This is a genomic window from Nakamurella deserti (assembly GCF_003260015.1).
Lineage (GTDB): Bacteria > Actinomycetota > Actinomycetes > Mycobacteriales > Nakamurellaceae > Nakamurella > Nakamurella deserti.
In genome coordinates this window covers 360,966-381,103 of record NZ_QCXS01000004.1, presented here as the reverse complement: position 1 = coordinate 381,103, position 20,138 = coordinate 360,966, and the positions used below count along the sequence as shown (strand labels likewise).

20 protein-coding genes and 1 riboswitch are annotated in these 20,138 nt (G+C 71.3%); of the genes, 12 read left to right on the top strand and 8 right to left on the bottom strand.

Features of this window, described 5'->3' with window-relative positions; translation table 11 throughout:
- Positions 1–24 precede the first annotated feature (24 nt).
- The 3 genes from DB033_RS20210 to DB033_RS20860 form a co-directional block, all read right to left on the bottom strand.
- Positions 25–594: a cysteine dioxygenase gene (locus tag DB033_RS20210; RefSeq protein ID WP_111768751.1), complete on the bottom strand. Its 570-nt coding sequence runs from the start codon at positions 592–594 to the stop codon at positions 25–27.
- Complete coding sequence (locus DB033_RS20205; RefSeq protein WP_111768750.1) at positions 591–1,523, bottom strand: amidohydrolase family protein; 933 nt, start codon at positions 1,521–1,523, stop codon at positions 591–593. The genes DB033_RS20210 and DB033_RS20205 overlap by 4 nt, the downstream gene beginning before the upstream one ends.
- An 88-nt stretch (positions 1,524–1,611) precedes the next feature.
- On the bottom strand, positions 1,612–1,770 hold the full coding sequence (locus tag DB033_RS20860; protein WP_157970831.1) for a hypothetical protein: 159 nt from the start codon (positions 1,768–1,770) through the stop codon (positions 1,612–1,614).
- Positions 1,739–1,849: riboswitch (SAM riboswitch) on the bottom strand. (Overlaps the previous gene by 32 nt.)
- A 234-nt stretch (positions 1,850–2,083) precedes the next feature.
- On the opposite strand from DB033_RS20860, the gene DB033_RS20200 reads away from it, so the two are divergent.
- Positions 2,084–3,715 (top strand): ABC-F family ATP-binding cassette domain-containing protein, encoded by a 1,632-nt coding sequence (locus DB033_RS20200; RefSeq protein WP_111768749.1) that lies wholly within the window; start codon positions 2,084–2,086, stop codon positions 3,713–3,715.
- On the opposite strand, the gene DB033_RS20195 is transcribed toward DB033_RS20200, so the two are convergent.
- On the bottom strand, positions 3,705–4,412 hold the full coding sequence (locus DB033_RS20195) for a PAS and ANTAR domain-containing protein (protein ID WP_157970830.1): 708 nt from the start codon (positions 4,410–4,412) through the stop codon (positions 3,705–3,707). The two genes, DB033_RS20200 and DB033_RS20195, sit on opposite strands and share 11 nt — an antisense overlap.
- Positions 4,413–4,617: 205 nt before the next feature.
- Here DB033_RS20195 and DB033_RS20190 point away from each other — a divergent pair, with 205 nt between their 5' ends.
- A complete protein-coding gene (locus DB033_RS20190; protein WP_111768748.1) occupies positions 4,618–6,099 on the top strand; it encodes a benzaldehyde dehydrogenase in 1,482 nt (493 codons plus the stop codon).
- A 93-nt stretch (positions 6,100–6,192) separates the two neighbouring features.
- Complete coding sequence (locus DB033_RS20185) at positions 6,193–6,900, top strand: hypothetical protein (protein ID WP_205844066.1); 708 nt, start codon at positions 6,193–6,195, stop codon at positions 6,898–6,900.
- 49 nt (positions 6,901–6,949) lie between these two features.
- On the opposite strand, the gene DB033_RS20180 is transcribed toward DB033_RS20185, so the two are convergent.
- Positions 6,950–7,720 (bottom strand): PIG-L deacetylase family protein, encoded by a 771-nt coding sequence (locus tag DB033_RS20180; protein WP_205844065.1) that lies wholly within the window; start codon positions 7,718–7,720, stop codon positions 6,950–6,952.
- A 49-nt stretch (positions 7,721–7,769) separates the two neighbouring features.
- On the opposite strand from DB033_RS20180, the gene DB033_RS20175 reads away from it, so the two are divergent.
- Positions 7,770–8,291, top strand: a complete 522-nt coding sequence (locus DB033_RS20175; protein WP_205844064.1) for a heme-degrading domain-containing protein — start codon at positions 7,770–7,772, stop codon at positions 8,289–8,291.
- Positions 8,292–8,321: 30 nt separating this feature from the next.
- Here DB033_RS20175 and DB033_RS20170 read toward each other — a convergent pair whose 3' ends face one another.
- Entirely contained in the window at positions 8,322–9,203 is an 882-nt protein-coding gene (locus DB033_RS20170) for a fumarylacetoacetate hydrolase family protein (RefSeq protein ID WP_111768745.1), read from the bottom strand.
- Between the two features lie 56 nt (positions 9,204–9,259).
- Complete coding sequence (locus DB033_RS20165; RefSeq protein WP_111768744.1) at positions 9,260–9,598, bottom strand: cupin domain-containing protein; 339 nt, start codon at positions 9,596–9,598, stop codon at positions 9,260–9,262.
- 194 nt (positions 9,599–9,792) lie between these two features.
- On the opposite strand from DB033_RS20165, the gene DB033_RS20160 reads away from it, so the two are divergent.
- The gene (locus DB033_RS20160) at positions 9,793–10,923 is read left to right on the top strand and encodes a DUF3500 domain-containing protein (protein ID WP_111768743.1); all 1,131 of its coding nucleotides are present in this window, start codon (positions 9,793–9,795) and stop codon (positions 10,921–10,923) included.
- A gap of 49 nt (positions 10,924–10,972) precedes the next feature.
- Here DB033_RS20160 and DB033_RS20155 read toward each other — a convergent pair whose 3' ends face one another.
- Positions 10,973–11,689, bottom strand: a complete 717-nt coding sequence (locus DB033_RS20155) for a helix-turn-helix domain-containing protein (protein ID WP_111768742.1) — start codon at positions 11,687–11,689, stop codon at positions 10,973–10,975.
- A 313-nt stretch (positions 11,690–12,002) separates the two neighbouring features.
- On the opposite strand from DB033_RS20155, the gene DB033_RS20150 reads away from it, so the two are divergent.
- The 7 genes from DB033_RS20150 to DB033_RS20120 all read left to right on the top strand — a co-directional run bounded on the left by DB033_RS20150 (position 12,003) and on the right by DB033_RS20120 (position 20,126).
- Positions 12,003–12,794: an SDR family NAD(P)-dependent oxidoreductase gene (locus tag DB033_RS20150; RefSeq protein ID WP_111768741.1), complete on the top strand. Its 792-nt coding sequence runs from the start codon at positions 12,003–12,005 to the stop codon at positions 12,792–12,794.
- A gap of 92 nt (positions 12,795–12,886) precedes the next feature.
- Positions 12,887–13,666: an SDR family NAD(P)-dependent oxidoreductase gene (locus DB033_RS20145; protein WP_111768740.1), complete on the top strand. Its 780-nt coding sequence runs from the start codon at positions 12,887–12,889 to the stop codon at positions 13,664–13,666.
- A 64-nt stretch (positions 13,667–13,730) separates the two neighbouring features.
- Positions 13,731–15,149: a M24 family metallopeptidase gene (locus tag DB033_RS20140; protein ID WP_111768739.1), complete on the top strand. Its 1,419-nt coding sequence runs from the start codon at positions 13,731–13,733 to the stop codon at positions 15,147–15,149.
- A 162-nt stretch (positions 15,150–15,311) separates the two neighbouring features.
- Positions 15,312–16,094: an SDR family NAD(P)-dependent oxidoreductase gene (locus DB033_RS20135; protein ID WP_205844063.1), complete on the top strand. Its 783-nt coding sequence runs from the start codon at positions 15,312–15,314 to the stop codon at positions 16,092–16,094.
- Between the two features lie 116 nt (positions 16,095–16,210).
- Positions 16,211–17,500, top strand: coding sequence for a sugar ABC transporter substrate-binding protein (locus DB033_RS20130; RefSeq protein ID WP_111768738.1), 1,290 nt, complete (start codon positions 16,211–16,213; stop codon positions 17,498–17,500).
- The gene (locus tag DB033_RS20125; protein WP_157970828.1) at positions 17,497–18,573 is read left to right on the top strand and encodes an ABC transporter permease; all 1,077 of its coding nucleotides are present in this window, start codon (positions 17,497–17,499) and stop codon (positions 18,571–18,573) included. Before DB033_RS20130 ends, DB033_RS20125 begins: the two co-directional genes overlap by 4 nt.
- Positions 18,570–20,126, top strand: coding sequence for a sugar ABC transporter ATP-binding protein (locus tag DB033_RS20120; protein WP_111768736.1), 1,557 nt, complete (start codon positions 18,570–18,572; stop codon positions 20,124–20,126). The genes DB033_RS20125 and DB033_RS20120 overlap by 4 nt, the downstream gene beginning before the upstream one ends.
- The last annotated feature ends 12 nt before the right edge of the window (positions 20,127–20,138 follow it).

Below are 20,138 nucleotides of genomic sequence, written 5' to 3'. Positions count from 1 at the left end.
CGCTCGTTCGTCGTCCGGGGCGGGTCAGGTCGCGTCGAGCGGCCGGAGCTCGTCGGCGTAGCTGACCGAGTGGCGCTTCAGCACCCCGTCGTCGGTGACGAGGTACTGGCCCATCCGCCACAGCGGCGGCGAGTAGGCGTGCACCGACACACTTCCCGCGTCGCGACCGGTGAGCCGGTGGATGTGGTCGGAGCCGAAGCTGTAGACCGAACCGGCCGGCACCTCGGTGGCGACCGGACGCTGCCCGATCGCCAGACCGAGCTCGGTGAGGGTGCCCCGGGCGACCGCGACCGCACCGGAGGAGATGTCGTGGTCGTGCCAGCCGGTGTCGTTCTCCGGCGTCCAGCACAGCACCCACACGTCGACGTGCGCGTCCCGGTACAGCGACACGTAATGGCGTCGGTCGTCGGAGAAGGCGACGTGGGCCTCCCAGCGGCCGGGGTCGCGGGCCAGTGACGCCGCGAGCCCGATCAGCTCGGGCTCGTCGAGATCCCGGCCGGGGAGGTCGTCCAGGGTGATGCCCGGCGGAACGTCGGCCAGCGGCAGGGCGTGCCGGGCGGAGGCGCCCGCGCGGTCGAGGGTGGGAGCGGTCATCGGTCACTGCCTTCCAGGAGTCGTCGGGGATTGGTGGTGCGCAGTGCGTTCTCGGCGGCGGCGCCGAGGTACGACGGAGGGCTGAGTGGCGCGTAGGGCCGGTCGGTGCCGAACACCAGCGCGTCGACGCCGAGCACCCGGAGCAGGGCGTCCACGCCCTGCTGGCCGTAGGACGAGATCTCGACGAACGTCGCGCGGTCCGGCCGGAACGGTCCGCCGCCGCGGGCCGTGAACCGTTCGTGGTGCACCGGTGCGAGGCCCGCCCCGGCGGCGAAGCAGATCCGCAGGTTCGGTAACGCCGCCCGGCCGGCGAGGTGCCAGCTCCACCAGGCGGCCTGCAGCTGCGCCGGGTAGTCGACGACCGCCGGCCACCAACCCGGGACGTCGGTGGTGCCGGCCGGCACCGGCCCCGGGTGCACGAGCACCGGCCGGCCGGCCGCCTCGGCGACCGCCAGGACCGGCAGCACCGCCTCGAGCGCGGCCGGCGTGGCCAGCCGGGTGGCGGCGATCTGCAGGCCCGCCGCACCCGCGGCGAGGTGCCCGCCCAGCGCCCGCAGATCGGGCTCGGTGTGGTTCACCGACGCCCACGGTCGGAAGCCGCGACCGAGCTCGGTGGCCCCGAGATGCCAGGCGGACAACAGCGCTTCGGCTTCGGGGACGGGCAGGTCCTCGACACCCAGCGGGCTGGACAGGCCGATCAGCCGTTCGTCGCTGATCTCGTCGGCCGTGCGGGCGCCGACGTCGTGGTGGCGTGGGTCGACCTCGTACGGCGGCTCGCCGTCGAGGTGGAGTGTCCAGTCGACCAATCGGGGAGCCGCGGTGCGGCCCCGCAGGGCCTCGACGAAGATGGGCGGCCACAGGTGCTGGTGGACGTCGACGGTGCCGTGACGGGCGGTCGTACGGACAGGGGTGGGCAGGGTTGTGGGCATGCGGGGACCGATCGGGGCGGACGGACGCGGAGCGACGCCACCACCGGTCGTCGGACGACCGGCGGACGCGCGCGAGGGACGGGGCCGGTCAGCGACAGAGGCTGCCGGCCACCGTGCACAGGTCGATCACGCGGCGGCGGTGGCTGGCGACGGCGGTGGCCCGGACCGACGATGCGGACCCGTCGAGCGGTTGAGCGGTGATGGCGGGCTCCTCGTCGATGCGCTTGCGCCACACGGAGTGTGACACCAGGTGTGATCCCGGGGCACCCCATCGCACGAAGGGTTGCCGCTCAGCGAGCCGGGCCTTGACACTGAATCTCTGTACCTGCGGCCGACACTAGGGCCGGCGGCGGCGGGCGTCAAGGTCCTGCGGCAGCGGTTCCGTGAGCTCCGAAAACGGCGTGACGGCACACCCGGTCGGGGTGTAGACCGGAGCCCGCCCCTGATGCCGACCCCCGAGGACCACCACGGTGCCGATCTGAGCAGACCGCAACCCTCCCGACCCGTCCGGGCCGGTTGCGTCGACCCTGTCGACCGCGAGATCTGCTCTGGAGCCTGTCATGTCACACCCCCGGCCGTCCGTCGTCTGCCACTACCTCTCGTTCGCCTGGCCCGACGGTGGCACCGTTCTGGCCGGTCTGTCCACCACGTTCCCGCGCGGCCGCAACGGACTCGTCGGCCGCAACGGATCGGGGAAGTCCACGCTGCTCCGGCTGATCGCGGGGGTTCTGTCGCCGACCGCGGGGACGGTGTCGGTACGCGGTCGGCTCGCCCACCTGGCCCAGTCCACGCCCGGTGCGGCGCACACCACCGTCGAGGAGGCCCTCGGCATCGCCACCGTCCGCCGGGCGCTCGCCGCCGTCGAACGGGGTGAGGTCACCGACGACGTGCTGACCGCGGTGGGCCCGGACTGGGACGTCGACGAGCGGGCCCACGCCGTCCTGGCGTCCCTCGGCCTCGGCGCGCTGCCGCTGGACGCTCCGCTGTCCCGGCTCTCCGGCGGGGAGGCCGTGCTGGTCCGGCTCGCCGCGTCGCTGCTCACCCGGCCGGAGGTGCTGCTGCTCGACGAGCCGACGGACAACCTGGACCGCCGCGCCCGGGAGCGGTTGTACGAGGCCGTGGCGGGCTGGCGTCGGACACTCGTCGTGGTCACCCACGACCGCGAGCTGCTGGAGCACGTCGACCGGGTCGGTGAGCTCCGGGACGGGGAGGTCCGCTGGTACGGCGGCACCTTCACCGACTACGAATCCGCCGTCGCCGCCGAGCAGGAGGTCGCACGGCGCCGGGTCCGCACCGCGGCCTCCGACGTGGCGCGGCAGCAACGCGAGCTCCTCGACGCGCGGACCGCACTGGACCGCCGCCGGCGGTACGGCCGGAAGATGGAGCAGAACCTGCGCGAGCCGAGAGTCGTGATGGGGCAACGGAAGCGGCAGGCGCAGGTGTCGGCGGGGCGGTACCGCAACCTCCACCAGGACCGGCTGGCCGACGCCCGCGACCGACTGTCACAAGCCGGGGACGCGCTGCGGGACGACCGGGATCTCCGGATCGACCTGCCGGGGACCGCGGTGCCCGCGGGGCGGACCGTGCTCGTCCTCGACGGCCTCGCGACCGCCGTGCAGGGTCCGACCGACCTCGTCGTACGTGGTCCCGAGCGGATCGCGCTGACCGGACCGAACGGCGCCGGCAAGACCACCCTGCTGGACACCGTCGCCGGCCGGCGGGCGCCCCGGGCGGGCACGGCGGTGAGCCGCGTGCCGCTGCGGTACCTGCCCCAACGCCTGGAGTTCCCCGACGAGCGCCTGAGTGTGCTCGCCACCGTCGCGTCGGCGGCACCGCCGGTGACGGACAACGAGATCCGGGCGCGGCTGGCCCGGTTCGAGTTCCGTGGCCGGGAGGCCGACCGACCGGTCGCGGCGCTGTCCGGCGGTGAGCGCTTCCGCGCGGCACTGGCGGCGCTGCTGCTCGCCGAGCCCGCCCCGCAGCTGCTGATCCTGGACGAGCCGACGAACAACCTGGATCTGCCCGGTATCGCGCAACTGGTGTCGGCGCTGACGGCCTACCGGGGGGCGCTGCTGGTGGTCAGCCACGACCACCGGTTCCTCGACGAGCTCGGGATCGACCGGTGGTGGCGGCTCGCCGGGGGCGGACTGCTCGAGACGCCGGTGGCCCACCGGCCGGTCGTCAGCGGGTGATGACCGGACGCACCGGCGTCGCGGCGATGCCCCGTTCCGGGCGGACGGAGCCGTCGACCACGCCGGACAGCAGGCGGCCGAGACGCTGGTTGGCGTCGTCGGTTCCCGTGTAGGGCTGCTGGATCGCGTCCACGATGAGCTGGGCGAGGTCACGCAGTTTCACGTTGGCGTGCGACGAGTGCCATCGCAGGATCGCGAACGCGTCGTCGGCCGAGACGCCCTGGACGATCATCAGGGCCCCCTTCGCCTGCTCGATCTGGGCGCGGGCGGCGGCCGACCCGGCGACCGCGTCCCGGATGGCCTGCTGCGAGACGGCGGTCGCGGCGTCGGTGATGTCGACGAAATAGCCGGTGACCTTCGTGACCCGCCCGGTGTCGTCCAGGGTGCCCTGACCGATGGTCACCACGGTGCGCACCTCCCGGCGGCTGGTGATGATGCGGTGCCGGCAGCAGAAGGGCTGACCCGTCTCCAGGACAGCGGCCAGTACCTCGTCGGTGTGCGAGCGGTCCTCGGGGTGCTTGTGCGACACGAAGATCGCGGTGGTGGGGACGATCTCCCCGGGCTCGAAGCCGTGGATGCGGTACAGCGTGGCCGACCACGTCCAGACGTCGGTGGTCAGGTCGTAGTCGAACCAGCCGAGCTGTTCCCGCTCACCCCCCGCCATGGCCGCGATGACCGGCTGGATCCTGTTGTCCACGCTGTGAAGCTCCCTGCACGACCGACGTCCGTCACCGGAGGTCCGGGCGACGCGTGCTCCATTGTGCCGCCCGCGGGCGGCGGGACGAACCGCCCGTACGCACGGGCGGGGGAACGACGGCCGGCCCCGGGGCGGATGATGGGAGCGGGCGCGACCCCGACCGGGTGCGTTCGGAACCCCGCCGCACCATCCTCCGGAGGCCTCCATGACGCTCACCGACGACCGTCCCACCACCCTGCTCGACGCCGCCGCGTGGTCGGGTCGGATCAAGAGCGGCACCTGGACGGCGGGCGGTGGCGGCACCGGCGACGTGATCGAACCGGCGACCGGCCGGACGCTCGGCATGGTCGGACTGGCCTCGGAGGACGACGTCCGCCGGGCGGCGCGGACGGCGGCCGAGGCCCAGCGCGCCTGGGCGGCCACCCCGCCCGCGGAGCGCGCCGCGGTGCTGCGGCGGGCCGGTGAGCTGTGGGAGCGGCACGCGGCCGAGGTGGCGTGGTGGATCGTCCGTGAGGCCGGCAGCATCCCCGACAAGGCCGGCCTCGAGATCCACATCGCCGCGCAGGAGTGCTTCCAGGCGGCGGCGCTGCCGACGCTGCCGCAGGGTGAGGTGCTGGCCACCGATGAGGCGCGGTGGTCGTTCGCCCGCCGCCGCCCGGTCGGCGTGGTCAGTGTCATCGCCCCGTTCAACTTCCCGCTGATCCTGTCGATCCGCTCGGTCGCGCCGGCGCTGGCGGTCGGCAACGCGGTGCTGCTCAAGCCCGATCCGCGGACGGCGGTCAGCGGCGGCGTGGCGCTGGTGCGCGTCTTCGAGGAGGCGGGGCTGCCCGAGGGAGTGCTGCACCTGTTGCCCGGTGGGGCGGACGTGGGGGCGGCGGTGGTCACCGCGCCGGAGGTCGCGGTCGTGTCGTTCACCGGCTCGACGGCGGCCGGCCGGACGGTCGGGGCGCTGGCGTCGCAGGCCCTCAAGCGCGTGCACCTCGAGCTGGGCGGCAACAACGCCCTGGTCGTGCTGCCCGGCGCGGACGTCGCACTGGCGGCGTCGGCCGGCGCGTTCGGCTCATACCTGCACCAGGGCCAGATCTGCATGACGACCGGCCGTCACCTCGTGCACGAGAGCCTGGTCGACGACTACGTCGCGGCTCTCGCGGAGAAGGCGGGCCACCTGCCCGTCGGGGATCCGGCCGCCGGGAACGTGGCGCTCGGCCCGATCATCGACCGCCGCCAGCTGGACCGGGTGGCCGACATCGTCGCCCGCTCCGTCGCCGGCGGCGCCACGCTGGTCGCCGGTGGCACCAGCGACGGGCTGATGTACGCCCCGACCGTGCTGTCGGGCGTGACCCTGGACAGCCCCGCCTACCGGGAGGAGATCTTCGGCCCGGTGGCGCCGGTGCTGCCGTTCCGGGATCTGGACGAGGCGGCCGAGCTGGTCAACGGCAGCGAGTACGGGTTGTCGGTCGGCATCCTCGGCGACGTCGGGCTCGCGATGCAGCTCGCCGACCGGCTGCACTCCGGGAAGATCCACATCAACGAGCAGACGGTCTCCGACGAGGCCAACGCGCCGTTCGGCGGCGTCGGGGCGTCCGGCAACGGCAGCCGGTTCGGCGGCGCGACGGCCAACCTGGACGCTTTCACCGAGGTGCAGTGGCTGACCGTGCGCCCCGGTATCGCGCCGTACCCGTTCTGACCGGTCAGCCGGCACGCGCAGCCCCCTGTCGCGCCGGCGTCGATCGGGAGCACACTGGACGGCGAATCCGTCTGCTCGCGAGAGAGGTCCGTCGTGCGCACTGCTGACAGTTCCCCCGATTTCGTCCCCGTCCTGAGCCGTGGCCGGCACCGGCGCAACGGCGCGCGCGGTGGTTGCTTCATGGAGTTCGCCTCGTTCCTCGCCGGTGAACGCTGGTCGGACCACCCGAAGTGCACCCACCCGTTGCTGGCCGCGTTGGCCAGGGCGGTCAACGACTGCACCACCGACGAAGGGCGGTCGAAGCTGGTGCCGCTGATCCCGGCCGTGGTCGGGTTGCGTCCGCAGGACCCGCGTGCGGCGGCGGTCATCGCGTTGCACTGCGCGCGCTCGGCCCTCGCCGTGGTGCCGGCGGAGCTGGCCCGGGTGATGGCCGTGTCGGTGCTGGCCTGCGAGCGCTACCTCGCCGTCCTGGACGGCCTGCCGACCGACCACCTCAGCGCCCGCAGCCGGCTCGCACTGGAGCGGCAGCCCGGTGCGCTGCAGTGGGCGCGGGCCTTCGTCGACCGGGTGGGCCCGGTGGACTACCGCGGTTTCGAGCACCACGCGGGTGCGAGCACCGTCCGGCAGGCCGTCGTCGCGGTGCGCACGGTGACCGACGCCGACGACGAGCTGCGCGCCATGCTGGCCGGCGCGATCCAGGCCTGCCGCCGGGTGGCCGACGGTGGCCCGGTGGAGCCGGACGGCGTCGTCGTGGGGCGCCGCGCGACCGCACCGACGGCACCGCGGCGGGTGGCCGTCTGACGGGTTCCGGAGGACCGGTCGGGGCGTCCCGGCCGGTCCGGCCGGAGGGTCAGCGGTCGGTGTCCGGCGGACCGCCCGGCATCGGCGGCGGCTCGGCGAAGTTCCAGCCGCGGAACAGCACCGCCGAGCCCACCCCGGCGGCCCGGCCCTGACCGGTGGTGATCATGCCGATCAGCTGCCGGGGCGAGGGGTGGCCGGGGATCCCGGCCAGGTACTCCCCGTGCGCCTCCAGGGACGCGATGCCCGCCTCCAGCGGCGCGCCGGTGACGTCGACCGCGTAGTTGGGCCGGGTGTGCCCGCCGACCAGGAACCAGGTGACCGACCAGGGCGGCAGGTCCTCCTCCAGCAGCTCGGTGAACACCCAGCGGTTGCCCGCGTCACGGACCGCGTCGAGGGTGGCCATCCCGGCGACCCGGTGGTCGGCCTGGTTGAGCCCGGCCATGAACTCGATCTCCCAGGTGCCGGTCAGCACGACGTCGGGCCGGAAGCGGCGGATCGCCCGGCAGATGTCGCGCCGCAACCCGAGGGACTCCACCAACACCCCGTCGGGGTGATCGAGGAAGTCGACCTCGCTGACGCCGACCGCGTGACCGGCCGAGATCTGCTCTGCCGTACGGATTCTCGCCGTCTCGGCGGGGTCGGTGCGGTCCATGCCGGCTTCGCCGCGGGTGAGCATCAGATACCGGACCTCGACACCCCGGGCCGTCCAGGCGGCGACCGCGGCGGACGTGCCGTACTCGATGTCGTCGGGATGGGCCGCCACGCAGAGCACCCGGCGGAAGTCTCCGTCGGGGAGCAAGGGCACGCCACCGTTGGCCACGCAAGGACTGTAGACCCGGAACCGCACCTCCGCACAAGAGAGCACTAGGGTGCAGGAGCCATCCATCCCGCTGCCCGAGGACGCCGACGTGACCGAGCCGCATCCCCACGACGCCGACCTCATCGCCGCGCTGGAGGACGACGAACGACGGCTCGTCCTGCGTCGTTTCGACAACGCCGAGGCGTGGCGGCTCGGGTCCATCCTGGCCGGGCTGGCGTCCGAGCGTGGGCTCGGCGTGGCGATCGTCATCGAGCGCAACGGTCATCAGCTGTTCCACGCGGTCCTCGGCTCGGCCACCCCCGACAACGACGGTTGGGCCCGCCGCAAGATCAACGTGGTCCGGCGGTTCGAGGCCTCGTCGTATCTCGTCGGCCGCCGGATGGACGCCACCGGCGAGAAGCTGGACGCCGACTGGGGCGTCGACCCGGCCGACTACGCCGCCCACGGCGGCGCCTTCCCGATCCGCATCCACGACGTCGGGGTGGTGGGCGTGGTCGCGGTGTCAGGGTTGCCGCAGGCCGCCGACCACGCACTGGTCGTCGAGGCGCTCGAGGTCCTGGCGGCCGGCTGACGGCGGCGAGCCCCGCGACGCGAGGCCGGCTCAGCGCTCGGCGACGACCGGGTTCGTCAGGGCGCCGATCCCCTCGATGGTCACGGTCATCTCGTCGCCGGGGTGCAGGAAGATGGGCGTCGGTCTGGCGTAGCCGACCCCGGCGGGGGTGCCGGACAGGATGACGTCACCGGGCAACAGCCGCACGCCGTGCGAGACGTAGCTGACCAACGCGGCCACGGTGAACACCATGTCCGCGGTGGATCCGTCCTGCATGGTGCGGCCGTTGACGGTCGTCGAGATCGCCAGCGCCTGCGGGTCGGGGATCTCGTCCGCGGTGACCAGCGCCGGACCCATCGGCAGGAAGGTGTCGAACATCTTGCCGGCGTCGAACTGGCTGGTGCGGCGCTGCCAGTCGCGGGCGGTGACGTCGTTGCTGACGGTGTAGGCGGCGACGTGGCGCAGGGCGTCGGTCTCGGCGATGTACTTGCCGCCGGTGCCGATGACGACCGCGAGTTCGGCCTCCCAGTCGACCTTCTCGGTGGTCGGCGGGATCTGGACCGGTTCACCGTCCCCGACGATGCAGGTGGACGGCTTGAAGAAGATCATCGGGTACTCACCGACCTCGGCGCCGCCCTCCTTGGCGTGCTCGGCGTAGTTGCGTCCGATGGCGAAGATGCGGGGCGGGTCCAGCAGCGGCGCGGCGAGCACCGGGTCGACCACCACGCCGACACCGTCGCGGGCGGCACCGGCCGCCGCGTCGGCGGCGCCGGCGAGTACATCCGGGCCGCCGGCGAGCAGCGTGCGCATACCGGACGCGGGGGCGTCGTCCATTCCGGCGTGTCGCAGGGCGGCGGCCAGGTCGACGACCGCCCCGGCGGTCCGGACCCCCACCGCGACCCCGTCAGCGACGCGGTAGTTGACCAGATGCATGCGGACTCCAGGGTTGTCGGTGGGTGGGTCGGCGGACGGTGACGCCGTCCGCGGGCTCAGGCCGGGGCGATGACGACGAGGATGCGCGCGGTGTCGGGACCGTCGTTGACCACCGAACGCAGCTCACCCGCGACCAGGTGCAGCGAATCCCCGGTCGTGAGCCGGTGCTCGGTCCCGTCCACGCGCACCGTGAGGGTGCCGGCGAGTCCGACATAGGTGGTCTCACCGCGGGCGGGACTCTCGTGGACGCCGCCCCCCGGTTCGTAGTCGGACACCGCGACCCAGTAGGCGTCGGTGTCGGACGCCTCCAGGCCCTGCATCCGGCGGCTGGACACGCCGAAGTGGTGCGGTGCTTCGTAGGGGACCGCTTCAGCGGCGTGGCGGAACGTGGCCATCGGACATCACCCGTCGACGGTGAGGGGACGCGGTCGCCCGCGGCGGACAGGCCCGGCGTTGACGATCCGGACCGAGTTCGTGCAGCCTAGCTGTACACCGGAATCCGTGGCAAGATCCGCCGCAGTGCCGGTGACCGTCGTCGCCGCGCGTCCCGGTCACCGGAGGCGCCACCCCACGAGCGCAGAGGAGCGCAGTGTCCAGTCGGTACGAGGCCCCTGCCACCGCCACCAGGATGCTGGTCGTCGCGATGGGGCTGCTCGACACCTTCAGCCCGGAACAGCGCCGTGCGGCGGTGATTTCGGATTTCGACGACCCGCGTCGGACGGACTGGGACATCATCCCCCGGCCCGATCGCACCGGGGTGGCCCTGCACGACCTGGACCGCCACCAGAAGGTCCTGGTCTGGGATCTGATCCGCGCCGCGGTGTCACGACGGATGTTCACCAAGGTGCTGGCCATCCCGCAGCTCGAGCACGTGTTGCGTGACTACGAACACGACTTCCTCGGCCCGGCGCTGCCGTTCTGGCGGACGTCGGACAGCTACTTCGTCACCTTCTACGGTCGGCCGGGGTTCGAGGACACCTGGATGCTGCGCTTCCTGGGCCACCACGTCTGCCTCAACATCACCGTGATCGACCAGCGCTGGATCTGCACCACACCGGCCGCGCTGGGTGCCCAGCCCACCGAGTACGACGGTGTCCTGCAGCCGCTCGCCGACGACGAAGGACTGGCGTTCGAGCTGCTGGGCTCCCTGGACGACGCCCAGGTGTCCGCCGCCGTCATCCACGACGTCGCCCCCGCGGACTTCGTGACCCGACAGGTGCCGGCCATCGGCGCGCACGAGATCCCCGACCACTACGACCTGGGGATGCCGGACTACGTCATCTCCGACGCCGACCGGCAGGCGTTGGCCTTCTTCCGGGACCGGCCGTCCGGGCTGCCCGGCGACCGGCTCCGCCCCGATCAGGCGGAGCTGCTGTGGCGGCTGGTCGACTGCTACCTCGACCGGTTGCCGCCGGAGTCGGGCCCCGCACAGCGGCAGGCCGTCCGCGAGACCGGCCTTCGAGCTGTGCATTTCGCGTGGGCCGGCGCCCGGCATCGCGGCGCTCCGCACTACTTCCGGGTGCAGACACCCGATCTGCTGATCGAAGCGGTCAACGCGGTCGGCAACGGCAACCACCTGCACTCGGTGCTGCGTGACTTCGACAACGACTTCGGTCGCGAACTGCTGTCGTCCCACGGCGGTCTCGACGCCCGCTGGGGACGCTCGCACCTGCACACCCGCACGACGTCGAGCGCGGCGACCGACCCGGCCACCGGCTGATCCGGGGCGGGTCCCGCCGGAGCCGCCGGCCGGGCCCCGCTCGGCGCGCTCAGCCGATGCGGTCGATGGCGGCCAGGATGTCCACCGCCGACTGCGCCGACACCGGAACCGGCTGGCCACCCAGCCCGAGCTCCTGGCGCAGCGCGGTCACCTGCGGACGCGTGTGCTCCAGGTCGTGCCGGCCCAGGTTGAACCAGACGCCGCGGCAGGTCGCCCCCGAGGCGTTGACGAACAGGTGCGGTCGGCTCGAGTCGAAGCACAACGAGTCGCCGGCCCGCAGCGTGTAGCGGGTGAACTCCAGCTGCAGGGTCAGCTCACCCTCGATGATGAGGGCGTACTCGGTGCCGCTGTGGCGCATCAGCCGGCCCTCGAGCGAGCTCGTCGCCCCGGCCGGATACGTCACCAGCAGCGGGTTGACCTCGCCGGCGGCGTCGACCGCCAGCCGTTCCCACCGCACCCCGTTGTCCATCTCGAGGACGGGATTGTCGGCGGCGCGCTGCACCACCGCGCCCTCGGTGGACCGGGCGGTCGACACGGGCTGCTCGCCGCCCTCCCCGCCGGCCGCGGTGAGTCCCATCAGCTCGTCCAGCGACAACCCCAGATGACTGACCAGGGCGTACAGGGTGCTCACGGAGGGCTGGGTCTTGCCCGTCTCGACCTGGGACAGCAGGCTCGCCGACACCCCGACGGCGGTGGCGACGCTGCGGAGGCTCTTGCGTTGGGCGAGTCGGGCCGCCCGGAGTTCGGGACCGACGTGTTCTCCCATGACCCATCCTCCGGCGGTCTGTCCCGACACACGCCCGCGGTGTACGGGAACGGGTTAGCACTTGCGCACAAATCGTACGCCAACGCTGTACGGAGAGAGACGAGACGATGACAACACGCTGTCGGTCCGATGACCTGCAGGCTGTCCACCCTGGATGTGTTGACACCGGGACCCGGAGTGGCTCTAATGACGGTGTACACAGTTAAGTCACGGTGAACGAACAACGTGACCCACGGCATCGCGACAGATCGTCCGGCCCCGCCGTCGATCTCCTCCGTGCCGATGAACTTCTCGCCCCACAGGAGGGTTGTCAATGGCGACGATCGAATTCCCGCCCGGCCAGGTCGCCCTGGTCACCGGAGCGGCCGGCGGTATCGGCACGGCCACCGTCCGCCGGTTCGCCGAGGCCGGCGTCAACGTGGCGCTGCTGGACGTCCACGACGGCGTCGCGACCACCGCCGAGCAGTTCACCGGTGAGTTCCCCGGCCTCACCTTCCGCAGCTACGTCACCGACGTGACCGACGAGGGCCAGGTCGCGCAGCTGGCCTCCGACGTCCGGACGGACTTCGGCCGGCTGGACCACCTGAGCGTCGTCGCCGGCGTGCTGCAGGACGCGAGCCCTGTCGAGGACCTGGATTTCGCGGAGTGGAACCGGGTGCTCGACGTCAACCTCAACGGGCCGTTCCTGTTGGCCAAGGCGTTCATCCCGCTGCTGCGCGCCGACGGCGGCGGCACCATCACCAACGTCGCCTCCTTCTGGGGCCGGTCCGGCCGGGCGCTGTTCTCGGCCTACTGCACCTCCAAGGCGGCCCTGTTCGTGCTGACCCAGTCACTGGCCGCCGAGCTGGCGCCCGACATCCGGGTCAACGCCGTCGCTCCCGGCAACATCAACACCGCGATGCACCAGCGTGCCCTGCACCGTGAGGCGGAGGAGCGCGGCGTGAGCTTCGAGGAGATCAAGGACAAGGAGTGGGGCGCCATCCCGCTCAAGGTCGCCGGTGAGCCGTCGACCATCGCCGACGCGTTGGTGTTCCTGAGCTCGCCCGCGTCGTCCTACATCACCGGTGCCTCGCTGGACGTCAACGGCGGCGTGCTCTTCCACTGAGCCGCTCCCGGCTCGTCGTCCCCGCGCCGACCGCACCCGTTCTCCGTGCCGCCCGCGCCCCACTCCGTTCCGCTGCCAGAGAAGAGTGAGCCATGCCCGATCGTCTGAACGACCGCACCATCGTCATCACCGGTGCCGCCTCCGGCATCGGCGCCGGCTTCGCCAGGGGTCTCGCGGCGGAGGGGGCGGCCGTGGTGGTCGCCGACCTCAACCTCGACGCCGCGCAGCAGGTGGCCGACGGCATCACCGCCGAGGGCGGCCGCGCCCTCGCCGTGCGCGTCGACGTGACCGATCGCGACCAGGTGCGCGCCGGTATCGACCGCGCCGTGGCCGAGTTCGGCCGGCTCGACGCCTACTTCAACAACGCCGGGGTGAACAAGCCGGAGAAGTTCCTCGACATCACCAAGGACGCCTGGGATCTCATCATGAACGTGAACGCGTTTAGCGTGGTGATCGGGACCCAGGAGGCCGCCCAGCAGTTCCTCCGCCAGGGCGGCGGCGGCAAGATCGTCAACACCGCCTCGATCGCCGGTCGGACCGGGTTCCCCAGCTTCGCGCCGTACAGCGCGTCGAAGGCGGCGGTCATCTCGCTCACCCAGGCCGCCGCGCGGTCACTGGCCGCCGACCGGATCACGGTCAACGCCTTCGCGCCCGGCGTGGTCGCCACCCCGCTGTGGACCAAGCTGGACAAGGACCTCGTCGACATCGGCGAGGGCGATTCGGGTTTCGACTCGATGGCCGGCGGAATCCTGCTCGGCCGTGCGGCCGACCCGGAGGACCTCGTGGGCACTGCGGTGTTCCTGGCGTCCAGGGACTCCGACTACATCACCGGCCAGGTCATCCCGATCGAAGGCGGCATGATCCTCGTCTGAGGTTCCCGTCCCCGGCTCCCCGCCCCGCCGATCCGTCCGGACCGGCTGCGATTAAGGACTTCTCATGGGTACAGCGACGTACGGCACCAACGCCGTCGACTGGGAAACACGCATCGACTTCGACCGGCTCCGCGACCAGCGGCTGCAGCGCCTGCGCGCCCAGCTGGAGAAGTCCGAGCTCGGCGCCCTGCTGGCGTTCGACTTCGCCAACATCCGCTACATGTCCTCCACCCACATCGGCACCTGGGCGATGGACAAGCTGATCCGCTTCGCCCTGGTCACCCGGACCACCGACCCGATCGTCTGGGACTTCGGTTCGGCGGCCAAGCACCATCAGCTGTACAACCCGTGGCTCGCCGAGACCGGGATGGAGCTCGACGCCGACCCGCACGCCCCCCACCACGGTGCCCGCCGGCCGCGCGCCGAAGGCGGTGCCCGCGCCGGTATCTCGACCCTGCGCGGCGCCTTCAGCCCCGACGCCGGTATCGCCGACGGGGTCGCGGCCAAGATCCGCCGCGAGCTCGACCGGGCCGGTCTGGCCGACGCGCCGCTCGGCGTCGACGTCATCGAGATGCCGGTGCTCGCCGCCCTGCAGCGGGCCGGGATCACCGTCGTCGACGGTCAGCAGGTCTTCCTCGACGCCCGCCGGATCAAGCTGCCGGACGAGGTCTCGCTGCTGACCCAGGCGGCCTCGATGGTCGACGCGGCCTACGAGGACCTGTACGAGTTCCTCCGGCCCGGGGTCAAGGAGAACGAGTGCGTCGGCCTGGTCTCCAAGAAGCTCTACGATCTGGGCTCGGAGTACGTCGAGGGCGTGAACGCGATCTCCGGCGAGCGCTGCTCGCCGCACCCGCACGTCTACTCCGACCGGTTGATCCGGCCCGGTGACCCGGCGTTCTTCGACATCCTGCACAGCTACCAGGGCTACCGGACCTGCTACTACCGCACCTTCGCGGTGGGGTCGGCGAGCCCCGCCCAGCGCGACGCCTACGTCCGGGCGCGGGAGTACATGGACCGGGCCATCGCCCTGGTCCGGCCGGGGGCGACCACCGCCGACATCGTCGCCGTGTGGCCCACCGCGCAGGAGTTCGGCTTCCCCGACGAGGAGGCCGCATTCGCCCTGCAGTACGGACACGGGGTCGGGCTGTCCATCTGGGAGAAGCCGATCTTCTCCCGGTTGGTGTCGCTGGACCATCCCGAGGTGCTCGAGGAGGGCATGGTCTTCGCGCTGGAGACCTACTGGCCGTCCAAGGACGGCATCGGCGCGGCCCGCATCGAGGAGGAGGTCGTCGTCACCGCCACCGGTGCGCAGGTCATCACCAAGTTCCCGGCCGAGGACCTGCTGGTCGCCGGCCGACGGTACTTCACGGTCGGGGGTGAGCTGCCGAAGCTCCGCGACGCGCAGTCCCACCTCAACACCGCCGCCGGGCGTGGGGACACCGCCGCCACCAACGGAGCCGTGACGACCGGATCCACCCCGTGACGACAGCGGTACTTGACATGTGTGACTGCGCTCACCAGGATCTGTTTACTTGCACTTATCAGCAGCGGCCAGCGCTGCCGACGCCGTCGATCCGGTCCACCGGTCCGGCCACACCGATCCAACCGACCCTCCGGGTCCGTCGAGCAGGGGCAGGGAACTGACGTGGGCGACTTCGACGGAGCGATGATCGCCGTGACCGGTGCCGCCCAGGGGCAGGGTGCGGCCGAGGTGCGGGAGCTGTCGTCGCGCGGCGCCGCGGTGGTCATCCTCGACGTCCGCGACGAGGCGGGCGAGACCCTGGCGGGCGAGCTGACCGACGCCGGCGGGACCGCCGAGTTCCGGCACCTCGACGTGACCGACGAGAACGCCTGGGACTCACTGGCCGCCGACCTGCGGGAGCGTCACGGTCGGCTCGACGGGCTGGTCAACAACGCCGGCGTGGCCTACCGCTACGGGCTGATGGAGACGCCCGCGGCCGACTTCTCCCGTGTCCTCGGCGTCAACCTCGCCGGCCCCTTCCTGGGGACGAAGGCGCTGGCGCCGTTGATCCGCGACAGCGGTGGCGGGGCGATCGTCAACATCGGCTCCGCCGCGGGGATGACCGGCCACTTCTCGGCCGCGTACTCCAGCAGCAAGTGGGGCCTGCGTGGTCTCACCAAGGTGGCGGCGATGGAATTCGCCCCCTGGAAGATCCGGGTCAACGCGGTGCACCCGGGCATCGTCAACACCGCGCTCGTACCGGGCGACACCCGTTTCCCGGACGCCATGCTCGCCCACACCCCGATCGGCTGGGTCTCCGAGCCGGCCGAGGTCGCCGGTGTGGTGGCGTTCCTGTGCAGTCCCGCGGCCGGTTACATCACCGGCGCCGACATCCCCGTCGACGGTGGCCTCGTCGACCTCGGGCCCTACTTCTCCGTCACGAAGGCTTACCGCAGCACCGACTGACCGCGTTCCCCGTGTCCGCAATCGATTGCGACAGCGCGGGGACCGCTCGACGCCCGTCCGGCCGCTCGCGAACCGGTCGGACCACCCGGTTCCAACTACTCAATGGAGAGTCCACGATGTACGTGTCCCGTCGAAAGTTCTTCCAGGCCGGCGCGGTCGGTGGCGCCGGTCTGGCCCTCGCCGCGTGCGGCAAGCGTGACAACCCGACCGGCGCAACGACGACGAGCAGCACCGCGGCCGGAACCGCGTCGGGCAGCGGTTCGGCGGCAGCGAGCGGTTCGGCGGCGAAGGTGGTCGACCTGAAGGGTCAGCCGGTCGCGTCGTTGTTCACCAGCCTGAACAACGACTACTACGCCTCGTGGGACCTCGGCGCCCGGCGGGCGGTCGAGGCGTTCGGTGGTGAGTACCGGGCGTTCACCAACGAGGGTGACCCGGCCCGCGAGATCTCGCAGTTCGAGCAGCAGATCCAGGACGGCGTGAAGATCTTCTTCATCACCGCGCCGGACCCGGCCAACATCCCCACGATGGCCCAGACCGCCACCGAGAAGGGCGTCTTCCTGACCAACACCTGGGAGGCGGTGCCGTGGACCGCCCCCGCGGACTACGGCAACGGGTACGTCACCTACTTCACCCCGCAGTCCGCCGAAGCGGCCTACCAGGTGGCGGTGGCGCTGTTCGACAAGATGGGCGGCGAGGGCAATCTCGTCCACATCACCGGCCACCCGGGCGCGACCCCGGACACCCAGCGCACCCAGGGTGTCGACCGCGCACTGGCCGAGTACCCCAACATCAAGCTCATCGCGCGCCAGCCCGGTGAGTGGAACCGGGACGACTCCCGCCAGGCGATGGCCGGCATCATCACCCAGTACGGACAGGACATCCAGGGTGTGTTCGGCCAGAACGACGACGTCGGGATCGGCTGCGTGAACGCCCTCGAGGAGGCCGGAATCACCGGTGTCCCGGTCACCGGCATGGACGGCAACAAGGGCACCATGGACTTCATCAAGTCCGGCCAGATGTTCGGTGCGATGAGTTCGCTGCCGCCGTGGTGTGCCGGCTTCAGCGCCGTCCGCGCGATCGACGCCTCCCTCGGGTTCGAGTTCTCCCCGCTGGAGCGGCAGATGTGGCCCGACGGCTTCTTCGTCACCGCGGAGAACGCCGACAAGTACCTCGACGTCATGTTCGGCGACAAGGACCCGTACGACTGGCAGAAGATGAGCCGGATCGCCTACCCGGACGACTGGGACCCGCAGAACGGCGTGACCCCGATGGATCTGGAGAAGATGTGGACCGGCTTCGACCAGCCCGCCGGGTGGAAGGCCCCCGCCGACTACACCGCCGCCCTCGGTGACATGGCCAAGCTCACCGACGAGTACAAGACCCATTGGAAGGTGAAGGTGCTGTGACGACGACGCGACCGTCGGGTTCCTCCGACGCCGACTCCGCCTCACCGGGCACCGCGACCACCTCGGCCGGCGCGCCGCCGCCGGCCGGGGGGTCGGGGGGCGGCTTCGGTGCGCTGCTGCGCTCCGCCGGCACGGCCGGCAGCAACGTCAAGAGCACCCTGCTGCCGATCGCCTTCCTGATCATCCTGGTGATCTTCTTCTCCACGCAGACCGCGAACTTCCTGCAGGTCTCGACGCTCTACACGGTCGCCCGGGAAGCGGCCGTGGTGCTGGTCGTGGCGGTCGGTCTGACCTTCGTCATCCTGATGGGCAGCATCGACCTGTCGGTCGGCTCGACGGTCACGCTGGCCGGCCTGGTCACCGCCAAGACCGCCCAGACCTACGACTGGGGAACGGCTTTCGTGGCCGGCATCGTCTCCGGCGTGATCATCGGCGTGGTGAACGGTCTGCTGTTCGCCTACGCGAAGGTGCCCAGCTTCCTGGCCACCCTGGGAACGAGTCTGGCCATCGACGGCCTCGCCCAGTGGTACACCGGCGGTCGGCCGGTGCAGATCGTGGACCCGTTCATGCTGTCGGTGTCCCGCGACAGCGTGCTGGGCAACCTGCCCAACATCGCGCTGTGGGCGCTGATCATCTGGATCGTGCTGTCGGTGCTGGGTGCCAACACCCGCTTCGGCCGCTACTCCTACGCCATCGGCGGCGGTGAGGTGGTGTCCGGCCTGGCCGGCATCCCGGTCCGCCGGATGAAGTTCTACGTGATGATCGTGGTCTCCACGCTGGCCGCGATCGCCGGTCTGCTGCTGTCACTGCGGATCGGCGCGGCGACCCCGGACATGGGTTCGTCGCTGACCCTGGACGCGATCGCCGCGGTCGTGATGGGCGGCACCGCGCTCACCGGCGGCGTGGGCGGTGTGCACCGCACCATCCTCGGTGTCCTGGTCATCACCACCCTCGGCGTCGGCCTGGACGCGATGGTCGTGCCGCCGTACATGCAGTCCATCATCCAGGGTGCGGTCGTGGTCCTCGCGGTCGCGCTGACGCTGGACCGCTCGAAGCTGAAGATCCTCAAGTGAGCAGCCCCGCAACCGGGTCCGTCGGTACCGGCGGCGGTCACACGCTCGAGATCATCGGTGTCACCAAGCACTTCGGCCCCGTCAAGGCGGTGACCGAGGTCAGCATGTCCGCCGACGTCGGCGAGGTGGTCGGGCTGATCGGTGAGAACGGCGCCGGCAAGTCCACCCTGCTGTCGATGATCAGCGGCACCCTGACGCCCGACAGCGGCACCATCCTGCTCAACGGGACGCCGATCGCGCCGAAGAACTACCACGACGCGACCAAGCTGGGGATCTTCCGCATCTACCAGCACCAGGCGCTGATCCCGACGATCCCGGTGTACGAGAACGTCTACCTGGGTCAGGAGAAGAAGTTCGGCCTCCTCGGCACGGTCAACCGGCGCAAGATGGCCCGCAGCACCGCGGCGGTGTTCACCGAGCTCGGCGTGACCGGCATCGAGCCGGACGCGCCGATCGGGAACTACTCCTTCGCCGAGCGTCAGATCATCGAGATCGTCCGGTCCATCGCACAGGCCGATCTGCTCGAGATCGTCCATCCGATCATCCTTCTCGACGAGCCCACCAGCGCGTTGTCCAGGGAGCAGGTCGACTTCTTCTTCGACTTCGTCAAGCGGGTCAAGCACCGCTCCTCGCAGATCTTCGTCTCGCACCGGCTGCAGGAGCTGCTCGAGCTGTCCGACCGGGTGTTCGTCCTCAAGGACGGCCGCAACGTCGCCGAGATCACCGACCCGGCGTCCTCCTCGGAGCAGCAGCTGCACTCGATGATGGTCGGCCGCGCTTCGGTCGAGGTGTTCTACCACGAGGCCGAGCAGCACGGCTCGGGCGGCGAGGTGGTCCTGTCGGTCCGCGATCTCACCCAGGACGGTGCCTTCGCCGACGTCTCGTTCGACCTGCACGCCGGTGAGGTGCTGGGGATCGGCGGAGTGGTCGGCTCCGGCAAGTCCGAGGTCGGACACGTCATCGCCCACGCCGGTCAGGGGGCGTCGGGCGAGATCGAGCTCTTCGGCACCCCGATGAAGAAGTCGGGCGCCCGGGAAGCCGTACGCATGAAGCTCGGCTACGTGCCGCCGGAGCGCCACGAGGAGGGCATCGTCGGGTTGCTGTCGGTGGCGCAGAACGTCGCCCTTCCCCGGACCGGTTCGGTGGCGCGCACCCCGTGGGTCAACAACCGCCAGGAGAAGAAGATCGCCGCCGCCGCGGTGACGCAGCTGGGTATCCGCACCCACTCCGTGGACACCCAGGTGGACCGGCTCAGCGGCGGCAACCAGCAGAAGGTCATCCTCGGACGGTGGACCTCGCTGAACTCCCGGGTGCTGGTGCTGGACAACCCGACCAACGGCATCGACGTCGGCGCGAAGGCCGAGATCTACCGACTGCTGCGCGATCTCACCGCCGAAGGGGTCGCCGTGCTGCTGCTCGGTGACGACCTGCCCGAGCTCGTGGGTCTGTGCGACCGCATCATCGTGATGAAGGACGGGCGTATCACCACCACGGTCGATGCCGGCGCCGACAACAAGCCCGACGAGGCCGAACTGGTCGCCTCGATGGTCTGACCCGGTCAGGCC